We start from the raw sequence: 24,489 nt of genomic DNA, 5'->3' as shown, positions 1-24,489 counted from the left end.
TCTGCCAGCTGACCTCGGCTCCGCACGGGCCGAGCCCATGAGTCAGCCGGCCGGGGAGGGCCCATGATCAACCTCATCACCAAGCTCGTGCTCAAGCCGCTGGCGAAGTCGGTCTACCGGCCCGTCATCGAGGGGCTGGAGAACGTGCCGCGCAAGGGTGGGGTGATCCTGGCCAGCAACCACCTGTCGTTCATCGACAGCGTGGTCATCCCGCTGACCGCGCCGCGCCAGGTGTTCTTCCTGGCCAAGGCCGAGTACTTCACCGGCACCGGTCTCAAGGGCGCGATCGTGCGCTCCTTCTTCACCAGCGTCATCAACGCGGTGCCGGTCGAGCGCGGCACCTACCGCTCGGCGGCGGCCTCGCTGGAGCAGGCGCTGGAGATCCTCCAGGACGGCAAGGCCTTCGGCATCTACCCGGAGGGCACCCGCTCGCTGGACGGCCGGCTCTACCGGGGGAAGACCGGGGTCGCCTGGCTGGCGCTGACCGCGGGCGTCCCGGTCGTGCCGGTGGCGCTGGAGGGCCCGCAGGACATCCTGCCGGTCGGCCGCAGGATCCCCCGGGTCCGCCAGGTGACGGTCCGCTTCGGCAAGCCGCTGGACTTCTCCGAGCTGCACGGGCAGGCCCGCTCGGCCAAGGCCCGCCGTCAGGTGACGGACGAGGTGATGGCCGCGATCCAGGAGCTCTCCGGCCAGGAGGCCGCCGAGAGCTACAACGAGCTCCCCAAGGCGGCCTGAGCCGCCGTCGGGCCCTCGCCCGCCGGGAACTCCCGCATCCGCCGGCCGATCTCCCCCGCGCCGGTGGCGGGCACCGAGTGGTGCGAGGCCTGCGCCGGCACGTCCACCCGGACGTCGGCCCGCCGGGCCGGGGCCGGCCCGGCCTCAGACTGACACCGGGTGCTCGCGCCTGAGCAGCGCGGCGTAGCGCCCGCCGAGGGCGAGCAGCTCCTCGTGGGTGCCGAGCTCGGCGATCCGGCCGTGGTCGAGCACCGCGATCTGGTCGGCCCCGCGGACGGTGGACAGCCGGTGCGCGATGGTGATCGTGGTACGCCCGGCGGCCAGCGCGTCGATGGCCTGCTGGACGGCGAGCTCGGTCCGGTTGTCCAGGGCGCTGGTCGCCTCGTCCAGGATCAGCACCGGCGGGTTGCGCAGGATGGTGCGGGCGATCGCGAGGCGCTGCTTCTCGCCGCCGGAGAAGCGGTAGCCGCGCTCGCCGACCAGAGTGTCGTAGCCGTCCGGCAGCGCCGTGATCATGTCGTGGACCTGGGCGGCGCGGGCGGCGGCGACCAGTTCCCCGTCGGTGGCGGCGGGCTTGGCGAACCGCAGGTTGTCGGCGACCGAGGCGTGGAAGAGGTAGGTCTCCTGGGACACCACGCCGACGGCGTCGGCCAGGCTCTCGAAGGACAGCTCCCGTACGTCCGTGCCGTCGATGGTGACCCGGCCCCCGGTGACGTCGTAGAGCCTGGGCACCAGGTAGCTGAGGGTGGTCTTGCCGGACCCGGTCTCGCCGACCACGGCGAGCGACCCGCCGGCCGGGATCTTCAGGTCGATGCCGGACAGGGTGGGCCGCTCCTGGTCCGGGTGGTAGCGGAACTCCACGCCGTCGAAGGCCACGTCGCCGCGGACCGCGGCCGGGCGGACCGGGTGGGCGGGCTCGGCGATCTCGACCGGCAGGTCGAGGTACTCGAAGATGCGCTGGAACAGGGCCAGCGAGGTCTGCACCTGGACGCCGGTGGAGAGCAGGCTGACGGTCGGACGGAACAGGCCCTGCTGGAGCGAGACGAACGCGACCAGGGTGCCGATCGAGACGATCGGGGCGCCCCCGGCGGCGGTCAGTCCGGCGGCCCAGTAGATGAGCGCCGGCATCGCCGCCATCACCACGCCGATGGTGGACATCCGCCAGCGCCCGGCCATGCTGGAGCGCACCTCCAGGTCGGCGAGCTCGTCGGACTGCCGGGTGAACTCCCGGGACAGCGAGCCGGAGCGGCCCATGGTGCGGCCCAGCAGGATCCCGCTGACCGAGAGCGACTCCTGTACGGCCGAGCTCATCGCCGCCAGCTGCTTCTGCCGCTCGGTGGTGATCTTCTTGCGCTCGTTGCCCACCCGCCGGCTGATCCAGACGAACAGCGGCAGCAGCAGCAGCGAGACCACCGTCAGCCGCCAGTCGAGGGCGACCATGGCAACCACGCTGGCGACCACACTGGTCAGGTTGGACACCAGCGAGGTGGCGGTGGAGGTGACGGTGGACTGCATGCCGCCGATGTCGTTGGCGATCCGGGACTGCACCTCGCCGGTGCGGGTGCGGGTGAAGAACGCCAGCGACATCCGCTGGAGGTGGCTGTAGACGGCGGTGCGCAGGTCGTGCATGACGCGCTGGCCGACCGTGGTGGAGATCAGCGTCTGCAGCACGTTGAAGACGCTGTTCACCACGGCGGCGGCGATCATGCCGAGCACCAGCAGGCTGAGCAGGCCGGTGCGGCCCTGCGGGATCGCGGTGTCCAGGACGGCACGCAGCAGGAACGGCGTGGTCACCGAGACCACCGCGGAGGCCGCGACCAGCAGGCCGACGACGGCGAGGCGGCCGGCGTACGGGCGGAACAGCGTGGCGATGCGGCGCAGCTCGGCGGGCGGCGGCGGTTCGCCCTTGGGGCGTTCGGGTGGGGTCCAGTCGTTCCGGTCGGGTCGCAAGGGCAGCCTCCATCGGCGCGGGTGGGCGGGGAACCAGCATACCGAGCCTGGCTCATGATTAGGCAAACTAATAATGAGCCTCACAGTATTCCTGGCTCCGCGCGCCCGGGCCCGCGCCGACGTGCGGCCGCTGCGGCCGCTGCGGCGAGGTACGACCGCGGCGGTCAGTCCGTACGGTAGGTGCGGGCCGCCTTGGAGGAGACCCCGCCGAGCTTGCCGCTGGGCAGCAGCCGGGCCAGCGCCACGATCGCCTTGTAGCGCTTGCCGGGGACGGAGACCGAGCGGCCGCGGGCGAGGTCGCGCAGCGACTCGTCCACCACGCGGTCGGCGGAGAGCCAGCCCCAGGCCGGGACGTTGGAGGTGCCCATCCCGGCGCGCTGGTGGAACTCGGTCCGGGTGAAGCCGGGGCACAGGGCCTGCAGCCGCACGCCACTGCCGCCCAGGTCGCGCGCGACGCCCTGGGTGAAGCTCACCACCCAGGCCTTGCTCGCCCCGTACGTGCCGCGCGGCAGGAAGGCGGCCACCGAGGCGACGTTGACGATGCCGCCGCGCCCGCGCTCCCGCATGCCGGGCAGTGCGGCACCGGTCGTCCGCAGGATCGCCTCGACGTGCACCTTGAGCATGTCCAGCTCCTGCTGGAGCGGGACGGTGAGGTAGGCGCCGCGGTTCCCGAAGCCGGCGTTGTTGATCAGGATGTCGACGGGCCGCTCGCCGTCGCGCAGCCGGTCCTCGACCGCGCCGATCCCCTCGTCGGTGGCCAGGTCGGCCCGGAGTGTCTCGACCTGGACGCCGTACTTCTTGGCGAGTTCCTCGGCCGTCGCCGCCAGCCGCCCGGCGTCCCGGGCGACCAGGACGAGGTCCCGGCCGTCCTTGGCCAGGCGGCGGGCGAAGGCGGCGCCGATGCCGGCGGTGGCGCCGGTGATGAGAGCTGTGGTCATGGACAGACCGTACTGGCTGGTAGGCCGGGTGCGCACCGGCGCCGCCGGCACGCGTCCGTACCGGGCCCCGCCAGGCGGCCCGGTACGGACGGTCGGTGGCCCGCGCGGATCAGGCGCGGTAGGAGGCCCAGGAGTTGGTCATCCGGGTGACCTGGCCCGGGGTGAACTGGGTCATGCAGGAGTCGTAGGTGTAGTCCATGAAGTTGTGGATCGGGTCGACGCCCGTCGAGGAGCAGGTGTTCCGGCCGGTCGGGCACTCGAAGGCCGCACTGGCCTCCGCCGGGGTGTCGCTGACGGAGTCGCCGCTGCCGCTGCAGCCGCCCTGGAAGGTGTGGTAGAGCCCGAGCCAGTGCCCGACCTCGTGGGTGGCGGTGTCGCCCTGGTTGTAGTTGGCCGCCGAGCCGCCGGGCAGCGAGGCGTCCAGGATGACCACGCCGTCCATGGTCGGCTGCGACCGGTAGGAGCTCGGGAAGGTCGCCCAGCCGAGCAGGCTGTCACCGAGGTTGGCGGTGTACAGGTTGAGGGCGTTGGCACCGCCCTTGTGCAGCGCGGTCTTCATCGACCGCTCGGCGCTGGTGCCGTCGGTGATGCCGTTGTACCAGGCCGCCTTGTCGGTGTAGTCGGTGGCGACCAGCTGGAACTTGAACGGGGTCGCGGTGTTGCCCGACCCCTGACCCCCGTACGCCGCGTTGAGGACGGCGATCTGACTGCTGATCGCACTCGCGCTCAGCTTGCCGGTGGTGCCGCTGTGGATCACGTGGAAGTAGACCGGGATGGTGGTCGCGGCGAGACCGCCGTCCACCAGGCTGCGGGAGTCGGACGAGCGGCGCAGCTGCTCGACGGTGGACTTGAGGTCCGCGTCCATCGCCTTGACCTGTGCGGCCGTCAGCGAGTTGGGGTCGTGCGCGGTGGAGCCCTCGGCCTGGCGCGCGGCGGCGTCGGCGGCCGGGGCGGCCTGGCCGTCCACGCACTGGGTCTGGGCGGCCGCCGGGGCGGCGGCGAGCGTCGAGAACGCGGTGGGGGCCGCGAACTGGGTGACGCTGAGCGCGCCGGCCAGCGCGGTGACGCTGAGGATCCGGTTCGCGATGCGGGCAGCGGAACGGGCAGGACGAGACATCTGCTCTCCCGTGGGGGTGTGGGGGGTGGCGGATTGGGGCCGCCGAGCAGAGGTTAAGCACTGCCGCCGTGTACGCGTCAGGTCCGTTCCGGCCGCGAAATTGTCCGGACAAATGACCCAAGTACCGCATGTTTAACGGAGTTTGGGGCTCTCCAGATGGAGGCTTTACATCCGGGACACCTCACCGGAACACCGCCTACATGGCTGAAAACCGCCCCCTGCCGCTCCGGGGCCGCACACCCCCGGTCGCACCCGGGCGGGCGGCGGCCCAGCACACGGGGCACCGGGGGTGACCCCGGCGCCCCGGTCGGGCGGTGGCGCGTCAGCCCTGGCGCACGGCCGAATCCGCCTCGCCGCCGGCCCCGACCGGACGCAGCCGGTCCCCCGCGGTGGCCTTCAACTCCGGTGCGAGCTTCGCGACATCACGTGCGCCCACGGCCGCGATCAGGCTCGGCAGCAGCCACCGCACCGGCTGCATCCCGCGCAGCCACGCCTGGGCGTAGACGTGCGCGGAGCGCCGCTCGATCCCGGCCACCAGCCGGTCCACGGCCGGGCCGAGCGGGTAGGTCTTGTTGGCCGGCCACGGCAGCCGGGCCCGCATCTGCCGCAGCACGGTGTCCTGGTCCGCCCCGCGGACCATGTCGGTGTCGGTCCAACTCAGGTAGCCGACACCCACCTTGACTCCCTGATAGGCGACCTCCGCGCGCAGCGAGTGGGCGAACGCCTCGACCCCCGCCTTGCTCGCGCAGTACGCCGCCATCAGCGGCGCGGGGGTGATCGCGGCCAGCGAGGCGATCTGCAGCAGGTAGCCGCGGCTCTCGACCAGCGCGGGCAGGAAGGCCCGGGCGGTGACCACGCTGCCGAGCAGGTTGACCTCGATGACCCGGCTGAACGCCCGGTGGTCGCTGTCCAGCAGCGGCCCGCCGATCGCGATGCCCGCGTTGGCCACCACGGTGTCGATCCGCCCGTAACGGTCCTTCACGGCCCGCGCGGTGGCGCTCAGCGCCTCCAGGTCCGTGACGTCCGCCTCCCAGGACGAGGCCTCGGGTCCGCACTGTGCGGCGACCGCCTTCAGCTCCGCCGGCTCCAGGCCGACCAGCGCGACCCTGGCCCCGCGCTGCGCCAGCCTGCGGGCCGTCAGCGCCCCGACACCACGGGCCGCGCCGGTCACCACGACCACCTGACCTGCGATCGACGGGCTCATCCGACATCACTCCTCTGGTCTGCGGAAACGAGGTTGACGATGCGCCGGATCTCACCGGCCACCTCGGCCGGGCGCTCGACCGGAGCCATGTGCCCGACACCGGGCAGCTCCAGCAGGCCCTGCGGCGAGGGCAGCGCGGCGAGAATACGGCGGGCGTGCACCGGCGGGGTGAGCCGGTCGTGGGTACCGACGACCACCGCGGTCGGCACCGCCAGGGCGGCCAGGGCGGCGTTCAGCTCGACCGTCCGCAGCACCTGCGACCAGCCGTACCGGGTGCCGGTCGGGCAGGTGTGCACCACCCGGGCGCAGGCCTCGACCTGGTCGGCGGGCGTGGCGGGCCCCATCGTGGCGTACTTGAGCAGCGCCCGGCTGACCGCGTTGACCGGCCCGAGCGGCAGCCGGGACTCCAGGATCAGCCGGTGCAGGAAGCGGCGCAGCCGCACCGAGCGGACCGCGTCGGGCACCACCCTGAGCTCGGCCAGCAGATCGCTCGGACCGGTGCTGATCAGCACCGCGCCGCTGGTGCGGGCGGTCACCTGCGGGCGGTCGGCGGCGGCCATCACGGTCATACCGCCCATGCTGTGGCCGGCCAGCACGGCCCGCTCGCCGGCCGGGAGCAGCGCGGTGAGCACGGCCTCCAGGTCGTCGGCCAGCTTGGCGGTCGAGAAGCCGGCCGGGCTCGCGGGCCGGTCGCTGCCACCGTGGCCGCGCTGGTCGTAGGCGACCACCCGGTGGTCGGCGGCCAGCCGGTGGATCACCGGCGCCCAGAACGGCACGGCGCAGGTCCAGCCGTGGGCCAGTACCACGGTCGGCGCGCCGTCCGGACCGAACACCTCGACGTGCAGCCGGGTGCCGTCGGCCGAACGGACCCGGCGGGTCTCCACGGGCGCGGGCAGCACGTGCGGGTCGAGGGTCTTCGCCATACCGCTCACGCGGGGACCTCCTCGGCGGCCGGGGCCGCGACGGCCCGCTTGATCAGCTCGTACTCGGCGAGGTCGACCCGCCGGGTGGCGCGGCGGAAGGAACTGGTGGAACCGGGCCAGAGCACGGTGTTGCGGCCCGAGGCGTCCAGGTACCAGCTCTTGCAGCCGCCGGTGCTCCAGACCGTCCGGCCCATCCGGTGCTGGAGTTCGAGGTTCCAGTGCCGCTGCGCCCGGACGGTGGGCTGCAGGGCGGCGGCGCCGACGGCGTCCAGCGCGGCCAGCGCGTCGATCAGGTAGTTCAGCTGGGACTCGATCATCAGGATCATCGAGTTGTTGCCCAGACCGGTGTTGGGGCCGATCACGAAGAACAGGTTGGGGAACCCGTGCACGGTGGAGCCGCGCAGCGCCTCCATGCCGTCCTTCCACTCCTCGGCCAGCGCGCGGCCTCCGATACCGAAGACCCGCTGGGCGATCGGCATGTCGGTGACGTGGAAGCCGGTGCCGAAGACCACCGCGTCCACCTCGTGCTCGCTGCCGTCCGCAGCGACCAGGGTCGAGCCGCGCACCTCCCGCAGGCCGGCGGCGACCACCTCGGCGTTGGGGGCGGCGAGCGCCGGGTAGTAGGTGTTGCTGAGCAGGATCCGCTTGCAGCCGATCCGGTAGTCCGGGGTGAGCTTGGCGCGCAGCGCCGGGTCGGGGATGCTGCGGGCGATGTGCCGCTCGGCCAGCTGCTGGACCAGCCGCAGGGCGCCGGGGCGGCGGACGAAGGCGTCCACCTGGAGCTCGCGCAGCGCGAACAGGGTGGCGCGGCGCAGCGTGCCGGTCGGCGGGACACGGGTGTGCAGCCACTTCTCGACGGCCGAGATCTCCCGGTCGGCACGCGGCAGGACCCAGCCGGGGGTGCGCTGGAAGACGGTGAGCCTGCCGACCCTGGGCTGGATCGCCGGGATGATCTGGGCCGCCGAGGCGCCGGTGCCGACCATCGCGACGCGTTTGCCGGTCAGGTCGTAGTCGTGGTCCCAGCGCGAGGAGTGGAAGACCTTGCCGGGGAAGTCCGCGAGACCCGGCAGGTCGGGGATCTGCGGGTCGGCGAGCGGTCCGGCCGCGGAGACCACGGCGTCGGCGGTCCACTCGCCCCTGCCGGTGCGGATCCGCCAGCGGGTCGCGTCCTCCTCCCAGCGCAGTTCCAGCACCTCGGTGTCGAAGCGCAGGTGCGGGCGCAGGCCGAAGGTGTCGGCGACCTTCTCCAGGTAGGCGCGGATGTCCGGCTGGCCGGAGAAGCTGCGCGGCCACTCGGGGTTGGGCGCGAAGGAGAAGGAGTAGAGGTGCGAGGGGACGTCACAGGCGCAGCCGGGGTAGCTGTTGTCGCGCCAGGTGCCGCCGACCGAGGAGGCGCGTTCGAGGATGACGAAGTCGGTGACACCGGCCCGGCGCAGCCGGACCCCGGCCCCGAGGCCGCCGAAGCCCGAGCCGATCACGGCGACCCTGACGTGCGGGGTCCCGGCGGGGGGCGGGGCGGCGGGCTGCTTGCTGCGGGGAACCATGCGGCGGACCTCCTGCGGCGAGGTGTGGGGGTGCAAGACGGGTGTGCACGACAGGTGTGCACGGGAGGTGTGCACGACCCATTAAAACCTTGCCAGTAATCACTGGCACGATTGGCAGGGTAGCCCCTGCCGGCAGTTCCCGGAAGAAGCCGGACCACATCGGTTCGCCGCCGCCCCGCCCTATGCTGGCCGCGTGGCTGAGACCGAGGAGATCAAGCAGGGGGACGGCACGGCCGCGCGCCGGTACCGGGTCGAGGAACTGGCCGAGGCCGCCGGGATCACCGTGCGCACGCTGCGCTTCTACCGCGAGCGCAAGCTGCTCCAGCCACCCCGCAAGGAGGGCCGGATCGCCTGGTACGGCGAGGAGCACCTGGCCCGGCTGCGGGTGGTCGCCGAACTGCTGGAGCGCGGCCACGCCCTCGGCGGCATCGCCGAGCTGATCGGCGCCGGCGAGCGCGGACGCGACGTCGCGGAGCTGATCGGCCTGCAGGACGCGATCGTCGCCCCCTGGTCGGACGAGACCCCGGTGCACCTCGACTGGGCGGAGCTGCAGGCCGCCTTCGGCGACCAGCTGACCGAGGAGAACACCGCCGAGTCGATCGCCCAGGGCTACATCACCGTCGAGGACGACGGCATCACCCACATCAGCCGGCGGCTCATGGACGCCACCATCGCCCTGGTCGACGAGGGCGTACCGCTCGGCGCCGTACTGGCCGCCAGCCGCACGGCCCAGGAGCACGCCGACGCCATCGCGGAGTCCTTCATCTCGCTGATCGCCGACCAGCTGCTCCCCCCGCTCGACGAGGTGGACCGGCTGACGCCCGCCGAGGCGGGCCGGCTGCGCGACCGGATCCTGCGGATCAGGCCGCTGGCCCGGGCGGTGGCCGACACCCAGTTCGCCCTGGCGATGGACCGCCGGGTCCAGGCGGAGTACGAGCGGCTGGGCCGGCACTGAACCGGCACCGGCCGGACACTTGCCGGTGACACCCAATCAAGTTAGGGTTGCCTAAGCTTCACCGGCTGTGGCTCGCGCCTCGACGCGCGGGCCCCGGACCATCGACTTCGGTGTCCGCGCGAGGGGTCTCGCGGGCACCGGCGAAGCCACGGCCCCGCCCACCCGGTGACGGTCCATCGGGCGGGCGGGGCCGTCGGCGTTTCACCCAGGCCCCCTTGGTGGCTCCTCCAACTCCCCCGTACCCGCCGGCCCCGGCCCGCTGGGCGATCCGCCCCTTACCGGCCCGCCCGGCCCACCCGTACGGTCGAGGCTCACCCGCACGCTGTCAGACCAGCCAGGGCCGACGGACGGGAGGCGGGCACCCCGACGCGGCCCCGCCCCGGGGGGTGGCGGCTGATGGCCGCTGTCACACGTTTCAAGGCCGCCGTGCGGCTGACCGGCCGCAGCGTCCTGCTCTGGTCCCTGCTCGGCCGGCTGCCCAACGCGATGTGCCCGATCGGCAGTCTGCTCCTGGTCAGCCACAACTCCGGCAGCGTGTGGCGGGGTTCGGCCGTCACCAGCGCACTCGCGGTGTCCCAGGCCGTGGCCGGACCGCTGGTCGGGCGGCTCGCCGACCGGCGCGGCCAGCGGGTGGTCGGGCTGGTCGCCGCGGCCGTCAACGCCCTGGCGATCCTGGCCCTGGTCGCGGCCTCCGAACTCGACCTCCCGCTGCCGGCGCAGCTCGCGCCCGCCGCCCTGATCGGCCTGTCCGTCCCCCTGGTCGGCCCGCTCTCGCGCAGCCGGTGGGTCCGGCTCGCCGACGGCGACCGGGAGTCCGCCGCCGCGGCGATCTCGCTGGACGGCATCATGGACGAGATCAGCTTCACGGCGGGGCCGGCCGTGGTCGGCATCCTCGCGACGCTGCTCGACCCGGCCGCCGGGCTGCTGCTCGCCGCCGCCCTGGTCGGCGTCTGCGGGACGCTGTTCGCCCGCCACCGCACCGCCCCGGCCGGAACCGCCGGCCGCTCACCGCGCTCCCGCGAGGCCCTGTCGACCACCCCCTTCGTCCTGCTGCTGGGCGGCATGGCGCTGCTCGGGGTCTGCTTCGGATCCGTCCAGGTCGGCGTCACCGCGACCACCGAGCACCTCGGCCACCCCGGCGCGGCAGGCCTGCTCTACGGGCTGCTCGGCCTCACCAGCTCCTTCGCCGGGGTGGCCACCGCGGCGCTGTCCGCGCGGTTCGGGCTGCCGCTGCGGCTGAAGGCCGGCACGGTCCTGCTGCTCTCCTCCTCCCTGCTGCTGCCCGGCGCCGGCACCCTGAGCGCACTCGCCGTCGGCATCGGCTGCCTCGGCGTCGCCGTCGCCCCGCAGATGATCACGATGTTCGGTCTCACCGAACGCGCCGTCCCCGCCGACCGCCTGGGCGAGGCGATGGCCGCCCTGGTCAGCAGCATCACCCTGGCCCAGTCCGCCGGCACCGTCCTGGCCGGCCGGCTCGCCGACCTGCACGGCCCGGCCGCGCCGTTCCTGGTCACCTGCGCGGCCGCGGCCGCAGCCGCGCTGCTCGCGCTCACCACCGCCACCGAGGCCCGCTACCGCCGCCGCGACCACCCGGCGACGAGGATCCCGCCCAGGGTCGCGACCGGGCGCTGAACGGACGGGCACTCGACCACCCGGGCCAGGGCGGAGCGGGACGAAACCCGCTTTCCAGCGATCGGGAGCACGGCCTAGGTTGGCCGGATGACCGAGGGAGACACCGTAGTGGCACCGGCAGTGGCACGGATGGACCGCAGGGCGCTCGCCGCCGTCTCGACCACGGTGGTGCTGTGGGCGTCGGCGTTCGTCGCGATCCGGGGTGCGGGCGAGCACTTCGGGCCGGGGGCGCTGGCGCTCGGGCGGCTGCTGGCGGGGTCGGTGGCGCTGCTCGTCCTGCTCGCGGTCCGCGGGGAGGGGCTGCCGCCGCGGGCGGCCTGGCCGGGGATCGCGGCCTCCGGGGTGCTGTGGTTCGGGGCGTACATGGTCGCCCTCAACTGGGGCGAGCAGCAGGTGGACGCGGGCACCGCGGCCATGGTCGTCAACGTCGGCCCGGTGCTGATCGCGCTGATCGGCGGCAAGGTGCTGGGCGAGGGGTATCCGCCGAGGCTGCTGGCCGGCATGGCGGTCTCGTTCGCGGGTGCGGTGGTGGTCGGGCTGTCGATGTCGGGCGGCGGCGGGAGTTCGGTGCTGGGGATCGCGCTGTGCCTGCTCGCGGCGGTCACCTACGCGGGCGGGGTGGTGGCCCAGAAGCCCGCGCTGCGGTACGCCTCCCCGCTCCAGGTCACCACGTTCGGCTGCCTGGTCGGCACGGCCGCCTGCCTGCCGTTCTCCGTCCAACTGGTGGACCAGGTCGGGCGGGCACCCCTGTCGGCCACCCTCGGGGTGGTGTACCTGGGCCTGTTCCCGACCGCGCTGGCCTTCACCACCTGGGCGTACGCCCTGGCCCGCACGACCGCCGGGAGGATGGGTGCCACCACCTACGCGGTGCCGGCCCTGGTGGTGCTGATGGCCTGGGCCGTACTGGGCGAGGTGCCGGCCCTGCTGACCCTGGCCGGCGGCGCGCTCTGCCTGGCCGGTGTGGCGGTCTCCCGCCGCCGCTGAGGGCTCCGCCAGGACGGGAGCCCCCGGCGGCGGCGGGACGTTCAGATCTCGCAGGCGGCGGCGAAGCCCACGAAGGACCGCCATGCCTCGGTGCCGACCACCAGACTCGGGCCGTCCGGATCCTTCGAGTCCCGGACCGGTACGACACCGCTGCTCAGGAAAGTGCGCGCCATCTCGACGCACAGTCCGCCGTTTCCGCCGCTATAGCTGCTCTTCTGCCACTCGGCCAGCTCCAGATCGACGTTCATTCGTGTGCTCCTCATATGTTCGGCGACATGAATTGCGTGCCCTCCCCTGCCTCCTGCGGGCTTTTCAGCCGTCCTCGGCCCGGGCGTGCTGCGTGTGTTCCCGGGCCGCGGCGTCGATCAGGGCCAGTGACGCCGCGGGGGTCAGGGCATCGGCCCTGGCCAGATCGAAGGACAGTTGGCACTTGCGAACGGTTGTCACGTCTTCCACCAGGATGGCGGCGTGCGGCCCTTCGATGTAGGCCATGTCGGGGCTGCCGTCCGCAAAGGACATCAGGCTCATTACACCCTCGAGCAATGCGTGCGGGCCTTGTTTGATCGGAAGGATCTGGACCACGGCCAGGTGCGACCGGATCAGTTCGCCCAGGAACCGCAACTGGTCGGACATGACGCCGTGCCCGCCCGCCGGTCTGATCAGGGCCGCCTCGTCGGTGAGCCACCACAACAGCGGTCGTGTTGGACTCCCGAGCAGGTGCTGGCGCCCGAGACGGTTCTTGACCTGCGCCTCGACCTCCTGCTCGTCGGCCACCGGCATCGCCGAACGGAACACCGCCCGCATGTAACCCTCGGTCTGCGCCAGGCCGGGAATGAAGTTTCCGGAGTACTCGGAGATGGCGCAGGCCCGCCGCTCCAATTCGGCGTACAACCGGAAGTAGTGCGGGAAGGAGCTGCGACCGACGTGCGGCCACCAGCGCCCGAAGATACCGCCCGTGTCGAGCGCGCCGTCCAGTCTCTGCGCGAACTCCTTGCTGGGGAGGCGTCGTCCGGTCTCCACCTGGCCCACCAGTGAACCGGTGTAACCGAGGACTTCCCCCAGGGCTTCCTGGCTGAGTCCGGCGGCCGTTCGGAATCGGCGTAGTTCGGCGCCGAAGAGTGCCTGCATCGATTCGGAGGGGTCGAGTTCTCGCGGGTTCGGCATGGACGGCCCCGGTCTGTCACTTGCGGTGTTGGACTTCCTGCTCTGGCGATCGTAACGCTGCGTGGCCAAGCTGTAACAGAAATCGGACCAAGTCAGGAGATTCGCGATGGACGAGCCGGCAGGGGTCGACGGGTTGCTCCGGAAACAGCGGGACGGATCGCGCCGGGTGAGCGCGATGACGATCCGGGTGTACCGGCTGACGCCGCACGGCGAGCGCAGCACTCTCTCCCGGTCGACCGTCCGGACCGACGAGGCGTCACGCGACCCGCTGCGCTGGGGCGACTGCCGCTGCCCGCGCTGCTGCGGGCGTCAGTCGCCGGACAACTGACCGCTCCCGCCGGGCGGTTGCCGGACCGCGCGGAGCGGCCGGGAGAGCAGGCCGCCGATCCCGGCGGCGAGGACGGCCGCCGCGCACAGCAGCGTGGCCGCGGCGGCGCCCGCCGCATCGGCGTACGCCCCCGGGGCGGACGCGGAAGGGCCGGCCCTCGCAGGACGGGTGGCGCGGTGTCGGGGGAGGCCACGGCCGCCGACCCCAGGAGCCTCGACCTGCTCGAGGGCAAGCCGCCTGCGGTGGGCGGGGCTCAGGCCTCCAGGCGGCGGACGCGCTCCTCGTCGCCGGTGCGCGGGCAGGTGACGCAGGCCTCGTCGGGGCGGATGGCGTAGTAGAGACAGCAGCCGGCCCGGGTGCGGGTCCAGTGGGTGCGGCCCCCGGTGCCGGTCAGGCGGCGGAAGTCGGCGGCACCGGGGAAGGGCGGGGTGTCTCCGGGCAGGAGCGCGGCCGCGGCCTCGACCGCGTGGTCCTCCTCGCCGAGCAGCTTCCCGAGGTGGCAGATGCCGGAGACCAGGTCGTCGGCGGCCATCCCCCACAGGGCGCGCGGGCCGCGTTTGACGAGCGGCTGGAAGGCGGCGAGCACCGGCCCGAGGTGGTCGGCGACCGCGCTGCGCAGCTGCGCCCCGCCGCCGGCCGCCCAGCGGCCCGGGCGCAGTGCCAGGCGGCCGTCGGCCGGGGCGATCCACAGGTCGGTGGCGCGCAGGTCCGGGATCCGGCCCTGGAGGTACCAGGGGCCGCTGACGAGGAGTGAGACCGACCAGAGGTAGTGGTGCAGGGCGCGGGAGGCGGCGACGTGGGTCCGCGGTACCCGGCCGTGCTCGGCCGCGATCCGGGCGCTCTCGCCGGCCACCAGCTCCTCCACCGAGCAGGCCAGGGTGTCGGCCCGGCGCCAGCCGGGCCCGGTCATCGGCCGACCGGTGAGCTCGACCCGGAGGGCGCCGTCGCAGGCGGCGAGGAGGAGCCGATAGGTCTCGGACAGTTCGTCCGTCCGGTGACGCTGATCGGCCGTCAGCTGGAGCATCGGGACTCCCGGCAAGGGATAAGGTGAGGCTTGCCTTGATCCACAACTGACGGTGCGTCCGATCAGTCGAGGGGGCGAAGCCGCAACTTGACGAGATAAGGTTCGCCTAACCTAACATGCGGTTCGTGCTGACAACCGCCCAGCCGGATCCGGCAACTCCGACGAGTGACGCCGAGCTGGCCATTCGGCCGCCGATACCGCGGCGCACACCACGGTCGACGGCACCGCACGGACCGGCGGACGCGCCCGGTCCGGCCGCCGCCGCGCGCCGGTCGGGCTGACCGGGATCCGGCAGCGACCGACGGTGTGACAGTGCGCCATCCGGGTGAAGAACTCAAGGTCACCCCCGGGCCGGGCCGGCCGGGACCCCACCCGCACCACCCGGCCCCCGCCATCACCCGATCCCCATCCGCCACGCCCGTCGACCACAGCGAGGACCATGAATGCGGCTCTACCTGCTCGCCCTGAACCCCACCGACTCCGTCACCCTCGGTTTCCTGCCCGCCGCCGCCCGGCTCGGGCTGACCGTCACCGTCCTCACCGACTGCCCGCAACAGCACCGCAGCGCCTACGCCGGGCTGGAGTTCGCCCCCGAGGTGCTGGACTGCGCGGTGCACGACTTCCGTGAGGTGATCGGGCTGATCTCCCGGCACGCGGCGCCGGACGCGGTGTTCAGCAACAGCGACCACCTGCAGACCCAGACCGCCCTGGCCGCCGAGTACTTCGGGCTCGCCGCCAAGGACTGGCGGGCCGCCCTGCGGACCAAGAACAAGGGCCAGCTGCGCCGCCACCTCACGGCGGCCGGCCTCGACACCGTCTGGTCCGCCGAACTCGCCCCCGGACAGGACCCGGCCGACCTCGACCCGCCCTACCCCTGCGTGGTCAAACCGCGGGAGGGCGTCGCCAGCGAGGACGTCGCCCTGGTCGCCGACGCCGGCGAGCTCCTGCGGCGGTGCGCCGAGATCCGGGGCCGCAGAACGGCCGCCGCCCTGGTCGTCGAGGAGTTCCTGCCCGGCCGGCTGTACACCCTGGAGACCCTCGGCGACGGCGCCGTCCGGCACGTCCTCGGCGGCTACCGCACCACGGTCTCGGCGCCCCCGCACTTCATCGAGGAGGTACTGGAGTTCGTCCCCGCCCACCCGGCCCCGGTGGTGGCGCAGGTGCTCGCCCAGCTGGACGCCCTCGGCGTCGGCCTCGGCGCCTGCCACACCGAGTTCGTCGTCCAGCCGGACGGCCGGGCCCGGCTGATCGAGGTCAACTACCGTGCCATCGGCGACCACTGCGACCTGCTGCTCGAACAGCTCCTGGAGATCCCGTACTTCGAGCTGGTGCTGCGCGCCCACCTCGGCGAGCGGCTCCCCGCCGACCTCGGCCTGCGCGCCGACCGCCGGGCCCGGATCGAGGCGGTCTGCGCCGGGCGCGCCGGCACCCTGACCGCCGCCCCCGGGCCGGTCGAGCAGGACCGCGCCGGCGTCCGGCTCGGCTACCGGCCGACCCGGGCGCTCGGCGAACGGCACGCGCACTACCGCACCAACCGCGACTACCTGGGCCTGGTCTGGGCGGTCGGCCCCGACCAGGACGCGGCCGACCGGGCCGTCGCCGGGTTCCTCGCCGCCAACCACTGGGAGATCGCACCGTGACCGAGGCCGAGTCGCTGACCCTGCGGGTGCTCAGCGCACTGCTGCGCGAGGACGTGGTCGCGCTGCGCAGCGCCGGCGTACCCGAGCAGCGGACGGACGGCACCTGGCTGCGGTCCGGCACGCTGGCGCTGCCGGTCGCCGAGGACGGGTACCAGAGCGAGTACGCCGCCAGGCTGCCGCTGCTGGAGTCCGAGGGCCACCGGCTCACCACCCTGCCGGAGATCCTCGGCCGGGTGGCCGAACTGGCCGACCCCCGGGACCGGCCGGGCCACCTCGACTTCGCCGAGGAGTGCCGCCAGACCCTGGCCACCATGCGGCTGCACTCGGCCTCCCGGGCCGAGGTGCTCGCCCGGCTCGCCGACCGGTACGGCCCGGACACCGCCGACTGGACCGGCCCGGCGGCCTCCCTCGCCTTCGACACCCTCGCCGCCTACCTGGACCACCCGGTCTACCCCACGGCACGCGGCCGGTCCGGCCTCACCGACGACCAACTGCGGCGATACGCGCCAGAGTTCCACCCGACCTTCGCACTGCGCTGGCTGGCCGTCCCGGAACGGCTGCTGACCGTCCACGGGACCGGCCCGCTGCCCTCCTGGTGGCCCAGCTCCCGGCAGCTGGGCCTGCGCCCGGGCCTGGCCGTGCTGCCCGTCCACCCCTTGACGGCCGACCACCACCCGGAGCGGCTGGTGCCCGGCGCCGCCCTCGCCGAGGCGCCCCGCCTCGACGTGCTGCCGACCCTCTCGATGCGGACCGTCGCCGTCGCCGGGGACCCGTCCTGCCACCTCAAACTCCCGCTCGCCACCGCCACCCTGGGCCTGCGCAACCGCCGCACCATCAAGCCCGGCACACTGGCCGACGGCGCCGCCGGGCAGCGGCTGCTGGCCGCCGTCGTCGCCCGCGAACCGCGCTTCGCCGGGCGGATCCTGCACGCCGACGAGCAGCGCTGGGCGCATGCCGGGCACGAACTGCTGGCCGTGCTGCTGCGCCGCTGCCCGACCGGCCTGTCCGGCGCCGTCACGGTACCGCTCGCCGCGCTGACCGCCACCGCGCCCGACGGCCGACTGGTCGTCGACCAGCTCGCCGACCGCTTCCACGGCGGCGCGGTGCTCGACCTCTACCGCGACCTGCTGACCCTGCTGCTGGACTGGCAGACCACCCTCTTCGGCTACGGCATCGCCCTGGAGTCGCACCAGCAGAACACCTCGCTGGTCCTGGACCGCCCCGGCGGCCGCACCCGGCTGCGCCTGCTCCTCAAGGACAACGACGGCCCGCGGGTCAACACCGCGAGGATCGGCGAACTCGGCCGGTTCGTCCGGGAGTTCGACGACCGGCGGATCTTCGGCGAGGACGACCTGGCGCTCACCGACCTGTTCACCACCATCACCGCCCACCTGTGCACCGCCGCACCCGCCTTCGCGCTGGCCGCCCACGGCCGGGCGCCCCTGGACCAGACCCTCGGCCTGCTGCGCACCGCCCTCACCGAAGCCGTGGACCGCCTCGGCGCGGCCGGCGAACCGCTGCGCACCCGGCTGCTGGACGCCGAGCGGCTCCCGGTCAAGGCCATGGTCACCGCCGGCACCCTGCTCAGCAAGGAACGCTCCGGCGCCGCCGACATCAACAAGCACTACACCACCGGCCCCAACTACCTCCGCCGACCAGGGATTCAGCGGTGACCGCCGAGGGCGTCGGCACCCGCCCCGCCCTCCCGGCCGCCCTCGCACGTCCGACCCGCAGGAGCCAACGATGACGACCCCCCGGACCCTCCGTCCGCAGCACCACCACGCCCCGTCGGTGGCGCCCACCACCCTGCCCACCGCCGAGCACGCCGTCGCGCACACCCTGCTCAACTGCCTGCTGCGCGAGGTCTCCGGGCCCGAGCACCAGACCGCCGTCACGGACGGCCGCCTGCTCCTGCGGCTGCCCCGGACCGGCGTGGTGCTCAGGGCCGCGCTGCGCCGCACCTCGCTCACGGGGGCACACCGCTTCACCGGGCCCGTCCTGGAGGAGACCCCGGACGGCCGTCGGGAGCTGGGCTGGCGCGAACTGGCCGAGCGGGTACAGGCCGAACTCACCCTGCGCAGCGGCCTGCGCAACCCCGAGTTCCTCAGCCAGCTGGCCTCCAGCCACGCGGGCGTCGCCGCCGCGCTCACCGACCGCCCCTCCCCCGGCCCGGACCGCTACCTGGAGTCCGAGCAGGCGCTGCTGTTCGGCCACCGCTTCCACCCGGCGCCCAAGTCCCGTACCGCCGAGCGCGGTTCGTGGGCCGACTACGCGCCCGAGGCCCGCGCCGCCTTCCCGCTGCACCACCTCGCCGTCCGCGGCGACCTGCTCGCCGAGGAGAGCTGCGAGCCGGCCGCCGGCGCGCTGCTGGACGGGCTGCGCCCGGTCCCGGACGGCTACCGCCTGTTGCCCGCGCATCCCTGGCAGTACGAGCTGCTGCGCGAGAACCCGCTGCTGCGGGCCGCGATCGGGCGCGGGCAGGTGCTGGACCTCGGCCGGGGCGGCGAGCCGTTCACCCCCACCGCGTCGGTCCGCACCCTGGCCGGCGCCGGGGCCTTCCTCAAGTTCAGCCTGAACGTGCGGATCACCAACTGCCTGCGCAAGAACGCCGCGTACGAGCTGACCGGCGCCGTGGCGCTCACCCGGCTGCTGGCCGGCCCGCTGGCCGACCTGGCCCGGCGCTTCCCGCACGCCGCGGTGCTGCGCGAACCCGCCTACCGCACCCTCGCGCTGCCCGGGCCGGACGGGGAGCCGGACACCGCGCTGTTCGAGGGCCTCGGCGTGATCGTCCGCGAGGGCACCGCGGAACGGCTGCGCCCCGGTCTCACGCCGCTGCTGGCGGCCGCCGTCGCGGACGAGTACCCGACCAGCTCGGCCCACATCTCGGTGCTGCTGGACGGCGCCGGCCCGCACCGGGCCCGCCGGTGGTGGGCCGCATACCTGCGGCTGCTGGTGCCGCCGGTGCTGGCCGCCTACTTCGACCACGGGGTGGTCCTGGAGCCGCACCTGCAGAACGTGCTGATCTGCGTGGACGCCGCGGGCCGCCCGGCCCAGGTGCTCTTCCGCGACCTGGAGGGCACCAAACTGCTGCCCGAGCTCAACGGCCCCGCGCTGGCCGCCCTGCCGCCCGAGGTGGCCGGCCCGATCGCGTACGACGCCCGGCGCGGCTGGGACCGGGTGGTCTACTGCCTGCTGGTCAACCACGTCGCCGAACTGCTGGCCGCCCTCGCCGACCGGTACCCGCAGCTGGAGGCCGCCCTCTGGGCGGAGGTCCGCGCGGTGCTGGCCGAGTACGCCTCGGCGCACGGCCGCCCGGCCCGGCTGGGCGCCCTTCTGGCCGGCGGGCCGCTGCCCGCCAAGGCCAACCTGCTCACCCGGTGGGAGCGCCGCGCCGACCGGGAGGCGGGCTACGTCCGGCTGCCCTCGCCGCTGGCCGAGCCCGTGCCGACCGGGCCGATGCCGTCCGGGCCGATGCCGTCCGCGGCCGGCCCGGTGCCGACCGCCCGGTGCCGGCAGGGGGCGCTGCGGTGAGCGGCCCGGTGCTGCGCGCGGCCGACGCGCTCGCGGCCGAGCAGCTGCCCGCCTTCCTCTACGACCTGCCGGGCCTGCGCGCGCACGCCGCGGCCGTCCGGGCGGCGCTGCCGGAGCGGGTCGAGCTGTACTACGCGGCGAAGGCCAACCCGGCGCCGCCGCTGCTGACCGCGCTGCGGGGCGCCGTCGACGGGTACGAGGTCTCCTCCGCGGGCGAGTTGGCGCACGTCCGGGCGGCCGTCCCGGACGCGCCGCTGGCCTTCGGCGGGCCTGGCCGGACACCGGCCGAGTTCACCGCCGCGCTGGCCCTCGGGGTGCACCGCTGGCACGTCGAGAGCGAACGGGACCTGCACCTGCTGGCCGCCGCCGCGACCGGCCCGGTCGACCTGCTGCTGCGGGTCAACCTCCCGGTGGCCTCGGGCACCCTGGACTCGGTGGCGCTCGCCATGGGCGGGCGGCCCACCCCGTTCGGGCTCGACCCCGACCGCGCCGCGGCCTGCCTGGAGCTGCTCGCCCGACCGGAGTACGCCCGGCTGCGGCTGCGCGGGGTGCACGCCCACCTCGCCAGCGGCCTGGCCGCGGCCGAGCAGCTCGCCCTGGCCGAACGGGTGGTCGAGTGGTCCGTCTCGCTGGCCGCCCGGCACGGTTTCGCCCTGGACGAGGTCAACATCGGCGGCGGCATGGCGGTGGACTACGCCGACCCGGCCGCGCGCTTCGACTGGACGGCCTTCGGCAAGGGCCTGGCCGACCTGCTGGACCGCCGTCCGGGCCTCACCCTGCGGATCGAGCCCGGCCGGGCGCTGACCGCCTACTGCGGCTGGTACGCGACCGAGGTCCTGGACGTCAAACACAGCCACGGCGAGGACTTCGCGGTGCTCGGCGGCGGCACCCACCACCTGCGCACGCCGGCCACCCGGGGCCACGACCAGCCGTTCACCGTCCGCCCGGTCGCCGCCTGGCCCCACCCCTGGCCGCGGCCCGCCGTCACCACCGGCCGGGCCACCCTGTGCGGCCAGCTGTGCACCCCGAAGGACGTCCTGGCGCACCGCGCCCCGGCGGCCGGGCTGCGTGCGGCCGACCGGGTGGTCTTCGCCATGGCGGGGGCGTACGGGTGGAACATCTCGCACCACGATTTCCTGATGCATCCTCATCCCGGCTTCCACTTCCTGGAGGGCGGCGAGGACTGACCGGCGCCGCCGCGGCGGCGCCCACCCGAGAGGAGCCCGGCCATGGACTGGAAGCTGGAGGTCGTGGTGGTGCCCGTCGTCGACCTGGACCGCGCCAAGCACTTCTACGCGGAACAGGTCGGCTTCGGGCTGGACCACGACACCAGGCTCGGCGAGCACGGCCGGGTGGTGCAGCTGACGCCGCGCGGCTCGGGCTGCTCGATCGTGCTGGGCGCCGGGATCCCGCAGTCCGCGCCCGGCTCGCTGCGCGGGCTCCAGCTGGTCGTGGACGACGTGGCGGCGGCCCGGGCGGAGCTGGCGGGCCGGGGCGTGGACGTCACCGAGGTCCGCCACCTCGGAGGCGACGGGACGTGGGCATCCGGGCCCGGGGAGCCGTGGAACTCCTTCATCTTCTTCGAGGACCCGGAAGGCAACAGCTGGACCGTCCAGGAGCGGCCCGCCGCCTCCTGACGACCCCGGCCCGGGGCCGCCCCGGAGGGGTCCCGCCGCAGGTCCGCGCCGCACGACCGTGCGAGAGTGGTACCTGGTGAAAGGAGCGGTCAGGTGCTGATGGAGAAGGTGGCGGAGATCCTCGCCGAGGCGTCAGCCGAGGCGGTGGAGCCCCGGTTCCGGGCCCTGGCCACCGGCGAGGTGATGGAGAAGGCCCCCGGCGAGGTGGTGACGGTCGCCGACCGCGAGGCCGAGCTGATCATCGCCCGGCGGCTGCAGGAACTGCTGCCCGTCCCGGTGGTCGGCGAGGAGGCGGTCTCCGCCGACCCCGCGCTCGCCCGGGCACTGACCTCCGAACCCGCCGTCTGGCTGGTCGACCCGATCGACGGCACCTCCAACTTCGTCGCCGGCCGGCCGGAGTTCGCGGTGATGGCCGCGCTGGTCCGGGACGGCCGGACGGTCGCCTCCTGGATCTGGCAGCCCTCCACCGGAACGGCCTACGCGGCCGAGCTGGGCGCCGGCGCCTGGCGGGACGGGCACCGGATCACCCGGGAGCGCGCCGCCGACCTCCCGGAGAAGTGGCACGGGCTGCTGAAGAGCCGCTTCCTCGACCCGGCCCTCCACCATCAGCTGCACACCAGGGCCCGGGCCTTCGGCCGGCTGGAGGAGGGCCTGCGGTCGGCCGGCATGGAGTACCCGCTGCTGGCCGACGGCGGCCTCGACTTCATCCTCTACTGGCGCACCCTGCCCTGGGACCACGCCCCCGGCTCACTCCTGGTCACCGAGGCGGGCGGGGTCTCCGCCCGCCTCGGCGGCACGCCGTACCGGCCGGAACCGCCCGGCTGCGAGGACGGCCTGCTGGTGGCCGCGGATCCCGCCCTGTGGGAGCGGGCCCGCGACATCCTCCTCGGCGTCGGGGGCTGATTCGGCCCGGACGGGCTACCAGACCACCGGGAGCCGCTCCGGGAGCCGCTTGATGAAGCCCGGGCGCCAGGCCAGCTGGTCGGCGGGCAGCGCGAGCCGCAGCTCCGGCAGGCGCTGGACCAGGGCCGTCAGGGCGATCTCGGCATGGGTGCGGCCCAGCGCGGAGGCCGGGCAGAAGTGCCGGCCGGCGCCGAAGGCCAGGTGCGGGTTGGCGGCGCGGTCGAAGTCGATCCGCTCCGGCTCCGGGAACACCGCGGGGTCGTAGTTGGCACCCTCGATCAGGACGAGCACCAGCTCGCCCTTCCTCACCAGCACCTCGCCGACCCGCACGTCCGCCAGCGCCAGGCGGGGCAGCGCGTCGCCGATCGACAGGTTGTACCGCAGCAGCTCGTCCACCGCCCGGTCGATCACGGCGGGCTCCGCACGCAGCCGCTCGGCCAGCTCCGGCCGCAGGGCCAGCGCGATGATGGCGTGCAGCAGGAAGGCCGAGGTGGAGACCGCGCCCGCGCCGAACAGCGAGAGCGCGACGGTGGCCAGCAGCTCGTCGCTGACCCGGTCCGAGACGTCCGGCGAGCGGCGCAGCTCGGCGAACCGGCCGAGCAGGCCCTCGGTGGGCCCGGGGTCGGCGTTCAGCCGGTCCAGCATGTAGCCGAGGTCCTTGTACCAGTTGGGGGCGGAGCCCTCGAAGGGCGCCGGGCTGGTGATGAACGCGACGTCGATGCCGGACATCAGCCGGCGCCAGTCGTCGGTGGGCAGGCCGAGCAGCCGGCAGTGCAGGGCGGCCGAGTAGGGCTCGGTGAAGGAGTCCCGGAGGTCCGCGGGCGGACCCTGCTCGACCAGCAGGTCGAGCAGCCGGTGCGCCTCGGCCTCCAGCCGGCCGGCCAACTCCCGGTCGGCGCGCGGGCTGAGGGTCTTCATCACGGCGTTGCGCAGTCCGGCGCTGTTGATGTTGCCCATGTTGTTGACGACCTCGGGCGGGATGGTCAGCGCGTACTGGCGCGGCACGCCGGGGTTGGCGGTGTCCTTCAGGCTGAACCGCTCGTCCTCCAGCACCTGCTTGGCCAGCGCGTAGGTGCTGACCAGCCAGGCGTCGTCACCGGTCATGGTGCGGACCCTGGCGATCGGGTGCCTGTCCCGCAGCAGGGCGGCCTCCTCGGGCAGCACGTCGCCGCGGCGGGAGAGCGGGAAGGTGAACTCGGGCTCGGCTGTGGTGGTCATGTGGATGCGCTCCTCGGCAGACGGTTCGGTCGGGATGGGCGGTTCGGTCGGGGTGCGCGGGCCGCCCGGGCGCGGGCGGCGGGCCGGCTGTGGGGGGCTCAGGCGGCCACGGGCTGCGGCACGGCGGCCGGCCGGACCACGGCGTAGCCCTGGGCGGGCGCCGCGCGCAGACCCTGGCCGCGGCCGAACAGCACCTCGGTGAGCGGGAGTTCGACGTGGTAGCAGGAGACGGACGAGTCCACCCCGAGCAGCGCCGGGGTGTCCAGGAAGAAGGGCAGCTCGGCGGCTATGTACTGGACTCCGGCGGCCAGTTGGACGGGCGTGGGCCCGGCTCCCTCGGCCAGCCTGGTCTGCAGGAAGCCGCGTGCCATGCCCTCGGTGGCCGCCCGCAGTACCGGGTCGGTGTCCAGTGCGGCCAGGACGGCCGAGTGCAGCCGCCGGTAGGCGGGCTGCGGGGTGAAGTCGGAGAGCGCGTGGGTGCCGACCCGGTCCGGGCCGGCGTCCTCGACGGCGCGGCGGATCCGCCGCTGGGTGGCCTTGACCTCCTTGGCGGCCCGGCGCTCGGCCTGCTCGGCGGGGTGGCCGCCGGCCAGGAACTGGGTGGCGACGTGCAGATCGGCGTGGACCACGTCCACCCGTTCGAAGAATGCCCTGCCCCAGCGGATGAGGTCGGCGAGTCGCTGGTGGCTGAAGTAGCTGTTGCCGGGGCTGACACCGATCAGCAGGTGGTCGCCGCGGTCGAAGACCGCCCGGCAGCGGTCCGAGAACGGGACGGCCTCGAAGGTGTCCGGTGTCGTGGTCGGAAGGGTTTCGCTCATACCGCGGCCTCCGCGTCGCAGGGCTGGATCCACCGGCCGGCGGCAGCCGGGCACGGTGGAGAGGGTCGGGGCGGTGCAAGGTGCATGAGGGAGTGCAGGGGTGACCGATGACGGTGCGGGAGTGAGGGGTGGTGCGGATGCCGCGGCGCGCGCAGCCGGGCCGTGATGCGGCCGACGGGCGGGAGGCGGCGGGGAACGCCGGGCCGGGGCAGGGTGCCGCGCCGGGCCGGTGGAGGGGTGGAGA

22 protein-coding genes are annotated in these 24,489 nt (G+C 74.1%); 11 read left to right on the top strand and 11 right to left on the bottom strand.

Annotated elements, in window-relative coordinates; genetic code table 11:
* Positions 1-63 precede the first annotated feature (63 nt).
* Entirely contained in the window at positions 64-735 is a 672-nt protein-coding gene (locus OG871_RS29240) for a lysophospholipid acyltransferase family protein (protein WP_371500850.1), read from the top strand.
* 144 nt (positions 736-879) lie between these two features.
* On the opposite strand, the gene OG871_RS29235 is transcribed toward OG871_RS29240, so the two are convergent.
* From OG871_RS29235 to OG871_RS29210, 6 genes are all read right to left on the bottom strand, one after another.
* Positions 880-2,685 (bottom strand): ABC transporter ATP-binding protein, encoded by a 1,806-nt coding sequence (locus OG871_RS29235; protein WP_371500848.1) that lies wholly within the window; start codon positions 2,683-2,685, stop codon positions 880-882.
* Positions 2,686-2,849: 164 nt separating this feature from the next.
* Positions 2,850-3,623 (bottom strand): SDR family NAD(P)-dependent oxidoreductase, encoded by a 774-nt coding sequence (locus tag OG871_RS29230; RefSeq protein WP_371500846.1) that lies wholly within the window; start codon positions 3,621-3,623, stop codon positions 2,850-2,852.
* Between the two features lie 109 nt (positions 3,624-3,732).
* The gene (locus OG871_RS29225) at positions 3,733-4,740 is read right to left on the bottom strand and encodes a zinc metalloprotease (RefSeq protein ID WP_371500845.1); all 1,008 of its coding nucleotides are present in this window, start codon (positions 4,738-4,740) and stop codon (positions 3,733-3,735) included.
* Positions 4,741-5,062: 322 nt separating this feature from the next.
* A complete protein-coding gene (locus OG871_RS29220) occupies positions 5,063-5,944 on the bottom strand; it encodes an SDR family oxidoreductase (RefSeq protein ID WP_371500843.1) in 882 nt (293 codons plus the stop codon).
* The gene (locus OG871_RS29215; protein ID WP_371503463.1) at positions 5,941-6,867 is read right to left on the bottom strand and encodes an alpha/beta fold hydrolase; all 927 of its coding nucleotides are present in this window, start codon (positions 6,865-6,867) and stop codon (positions 5,941-5,943) included. The genes OG871_RS29220 and OG871_RS29215 overlap by 4 nt, the downstream gene beginning before the upstream one ends.
* A gap of 5 nt (positions 6,868-6,872) precedes the next feature.
* Positions 6,873-8,411, bottom strand: coding sequence for a flavin-containing monooxygenase (locus tag OG871_RS29210; RefSeq protein ID WP_371500842.1), 1,539 nt, complete (start codon positions 8,409-8,411; stop codon positions 6,873-6,875).
* A 193-nt stretch (positions 8,412-8,604) separates the two neighbouring features.
* Here OG871_RS29210 and OG871_RS29205 point away from each other — a divergent pair, with 193 nt between their 5' ends.
* From OG871_RS29205 to OG871_RS29195, 3 genes are all read left to right on the top strand, one after another.
* Positions 8,605-9,366 (top strand): MerR family transcriptional regulator, encoded by a 762-nt coding sequence (locus tag OG871_RS29205; protein ID WP_371500840.1) that lies wholly within the window; start codon positions 8,605-8,607, stop codon positions 9,364-9,366.
* A gap of 396 nt (positions 9,367-9,762) precedes the next feature.
* Positions 9,763-10,998 (top strand): MFS transporter, encoded by a 1,236-nt coding sequence (locus tag OG871_RS29200; RefSeq protein WP_371500838.1) that lies wholly within the window; start codon positions 9,763-9,765, stop codon positions 10,996-10,998.
* A gap of 87 nt (positions 10,999-11,085) precedes the next feature.
* The gene (locus OG871_RS29195) at positions 11,086-11,982 is read left to right on the top strand and encodes a DMT family transporter (protein WP_371500836.1); all 897 of its coding nucleotides are present in this window, start codon (positions 11,086-11,088) and stop codon (positions 11,980-11,982) included.
* Between the two features lie 41 nt (positions 11,983-12,023).
* Here OG871_RS29195 and OG871_RS29190 read toward each other — a convergent pair whose 3' ends face one another.
* Positions 12,024-12,230, bottom strand: coding sequence for a DUF397 domain-containing protein (locus OG871_RS29190; protein ID WP_371500834.1), 207 nt, complete (start codon positions 12,228-12,230; stop codon positions 12,024-12,026).
* A gap of 64 nt (positions 12,231-12,294) precedes the next feature.
* Entirely contained in the window at positions 12,295-13,215 is a 921-nt protein-coding gene (locus OG871_RS29185; protein ID WP_371500833.1) for a Scr1 family TA system antitoxin-like transcriptional regulator, read from the bottom strand.
* 37 nt (positions 13,216-13,252) lie between these two features.
* On the opposite strand from OG871_RS29185, the gene OG871_RS29180 reads away from it, so the two are divergent.
* Positions 13,253-13,474, top strand: coding sequence for a hypothetical protein (locus OG871_RS29180; protein ID WP_371500831.1), 222 nt, complete (start codon positions 13,253-13,255; stop codon positions 13,472-13,474).
* 253 nt (positions 13,475-13,727) lie between these two features.
* Here OG871_RS29180 and OG871_RS29175 read toward each other — a convergent pair whose 3' ends face one another.
* Entirely contained in the window at positions 13,728-14,498 is a 771-nt protein-coding gene (locus OG871_RS29175; RefSeq protein WP_371500829.1) for a (2Fe-2S)-binding protein, read from the bottom strand.
* A 443-nt stretch (positions 14,499-14,941) separates the two neighbouring features.
* On the opposite strand from OG871_RS29175, the gene OG871_RS29170 reads away from it, so the two are divergent.
* The 6 genes from OG871_RS29170 to OG871_RS29145 all read left to right on the top strand — a co-directional run bounded on the left by OG871_RS29170 (position 14,942) and on the right by OG871_RS29145 (position 22,209).
* Positions 14,942-16,138, top strand: coding sequence for an acetyl-CoA carboxylase biotin carboxylase subunit family protein (locus OG871_RS29170; protein WP_371500828.1), 1,197 nt, complete (start codon positions 14,942-14,944; stop codon positions 16,136-16,138).
* Positions 16,135-17,811, top strand: a complete 1,677-nt coding sequence (locus OG871_RS29165) for an IucA/IucC family protein (RefSeq protein ID WP_371500826.1) — start codon at positions 16,135-16,137, stop codon at positions 17,809-17,811. The genes OG871_RS29170 and OG871_RS29165 overlap by 4 nt, the downstream gene beginning before the upstream one ends.
* Positions 17,812-17,881: 70 nt before the next feature.
* Positions 17,882-19,669 carry an IucA/IucC family siderophore biosynthesis protein gene (locus OG871_RS29160; RefSeq protein ID WP_371500824.1) on the top strand — a complete coding sequence of 596 codons (1,788 nt, stop codon included), beginning with the start codon at positions 17,882-17,884 and terminating at the stop codon, positions 19,667-19,669.
* On the top strand, positions 19,666-20,856 hold the full coding sequence (locus OG871_RS29155; RefSeq protein ID WP_371500822.1) for a type III PLP-dependent enzyme: 1,191 nt from the start codon (positions 19,666-19,668) through the stop codon (positions 20,854-20,856). Before OG871_RS29160 ends, OG871_RS29155 begins: the two co-directional genes overlap by 4 nt.
* A 42-nt stretch (positions 20,857-20,898) precedes the next feature.
* The gene (locus OG871_RS29150) at positions 20,899-21,306 is read left to right on the top strand and encodes a VOC family protein (RefSeq protein WP_371500820.1); all 408 of its coding nucleotides are present in this window, start codon (positions 20,899-20,901) and stop codon (positions 21,304-21,306) included.
* A gap of 99 nt (positions 21,307-21,405) precedes the next feature.
* The gene (locus tag OG871_RS29145) at positions 21,406-22,209 is read left to right on the top strand and encodes an inositol monophosphatase (protein WP_371503462.1); all 804 of its coding nucleotides are present in this window, start codon (positions 21,406-21,408) and stop codon (positions 22,207-22,209) included.
* A 15-nt stretch (positions 22,210-22,224) separates the two neighbouring features.
* Here OG871_RS29145 and OG871_RS29140 read toward each other — a convergent pair whose 3' ends face one another.
* Positions 22,225-23,427, bottom strand: a complete 1,203-nt coding sequence (locus tag OG871_RS29140; protein WP_371500818.1) for a cytochrome P450 — start codon at positions 23,425-23,427, stop codon at positions 22,225-22,227.
* Between the two features lie 98 nt (positions 23,428-23,525).
* Complete coding sequence (locus OG871_RS29135; RefSeq protein WP_371500816.1) at positions 23,526-24,245, bottom strand: tRNA-dependent cyclodipeptide synthase; 720 nt, start codon at positions 24,243-24,245, stop codon at positions 23,526-23,528.
* Between the last annotated feature and the right edge of the window lie 244 nt (positions 24,246-24,489).

The sequence above is a fragment of the Kitasatospora sp. NBC_00374 genome (genome assembly GCF_041434935.1).
Taxonomy (GTDB): Bacteria; Actinomycetota; Actinomycetes; order Streptomycetales; family Streptomycetaceae; genus Kitasatospora.
Note: the sequence above shows the minus strand (reverse complement) of the source record. Positions and strands in the feature narration are given on the sequence as shown.

What these genes read in the sequence shown, in the direction of transcription:
- OG871_RS29145 (WP_371503462.1), top strand. Translation starts at nt 21,406, where the DNA reads ATGGAGAAGGTGGCGGAGATCCTCGCCGAGGCGTCAGCCGAGGCGGTG.
- OG871_RS29150 (WP_371500820.1), top strand. Translation starts at nt 20,899, where the DNA reads ATGGACTGGAAGCTGGAGGTCGTGGTGGTGCCCGTCGTCGACCTGGAC.
- OG871_RS29195 (WP_371500836.1), top strand. Translation starts at nt 11,086, where the DNA reads ATGACCGAGGGAGACACCGTAGTGGCACCGGCAGTGGCACGGATGGAC.
- OG871_RS29170 (WP_371500828.1), top strand. Translation starts at nt 14,942, where the DNA reads ATGCGGCTCTACCTGCTCGCCCTGAACCCCACCGACTCCGTCACCCTC.
- OG871_RS29135 (WP_371500816.1), bottom strand. Translation starts at nt 24,245, where the DNA reads ATGAGCGAAACCCTTCCGACCACGACACCGGACACCTTCGAGGCCGTC.
- OG871_RS29225 (WP_371500845.1), bottom strand. Translation starts at nt 4,740, where the DNA reads ATGTCTCGTCCTGCCCGTTCCGCTGCCCGCATCGCGAACCGGATCCTC.
- OG871_RS29210 (WP_371500842.1), bottom strand. Translation starts at nt 8,411, where the DNA reads ATGGTTCCCCGCAGCAAGCAGCCCGCCGCCCCGCCCCCCGCCGGGACC.
- OG871_RS29190 (WP_371500834.1), bottom strand. Translation starts at nt 12,230, where the DNA reads ATGAACGTCGATCTGGAGCTGGCCGAGTGGCAGAAGAGCAGCTATAGC.
- OG871_RS29215 (WP_371503463.1), bottom strand. Translation starts at nt 6,867, where the DNA reads ATGGCGAAGACCCTCGACCCGCACGTGCTGCCCGCGCCCGTGGAGACC.
- OG871_RS29160 (WP_371500824.1), top strand. Translation starts at nt 17,882, where the DNA reads ATGACGACCCCCCGGACCCTCCGTCCGCAGCACCACCACGCCCCGTCG.
- OG871_RS29220 (WP_371500843.1), bottom strand. Translation starts at nt 5,944, where the DNA reads ATGAGCCCGTCGATCGCAGGTCAGGTGGTCGTGGTGACCGGCGCGGCC.
- OG871_RS29230 (WP_371500846.1), bottom strand. Translation starts at nt 3,623, where the DNA reads ATGACCACAGCTCTCATCACCGGCGCCACCGCCGGCATCGGCGCCGCC.
- OG871_RS29180 (WP_371500831.1), top strand. Translation starts at nt 13,253, where the DNA reads ATGGACGAGCCGGCAGGGGTCGACGGGTTGCTCCGGAAACAGCGGGAC.
- OG871_RS29200 (WP_371500838.1), top strand. Translation starts at nt 9,763, where the DNA reads ATGGCCGCTGTCACACGTTTCAAGGCCGCCGTGCGGCTGACCGGCCGC.
- OG871_RS29140 (WP_371500818.1), bottom strand. Translation starts at nt 23,427, where the DNA reads ATGACCACCACAGCCGAGCCCGAGTTCACCTTCCCGCTCTCCCGCCGC.
- OG871_RS29175 (WP_371500829.1), bottom strand. Translation starts at nt 14,498, where the DNA reads ATGCTCCAGCTGACGGCCGATCAGCGTCACCGGACGGACGAACTGTCC.
- OG871_RS29240 (WP_371500850.1), top strand. Translation starts at nt 64, where the DNA reads ATGATCAACCTCATCACCAAGCTCGTGCTCAAGCCGCTGGCGAAGTCG.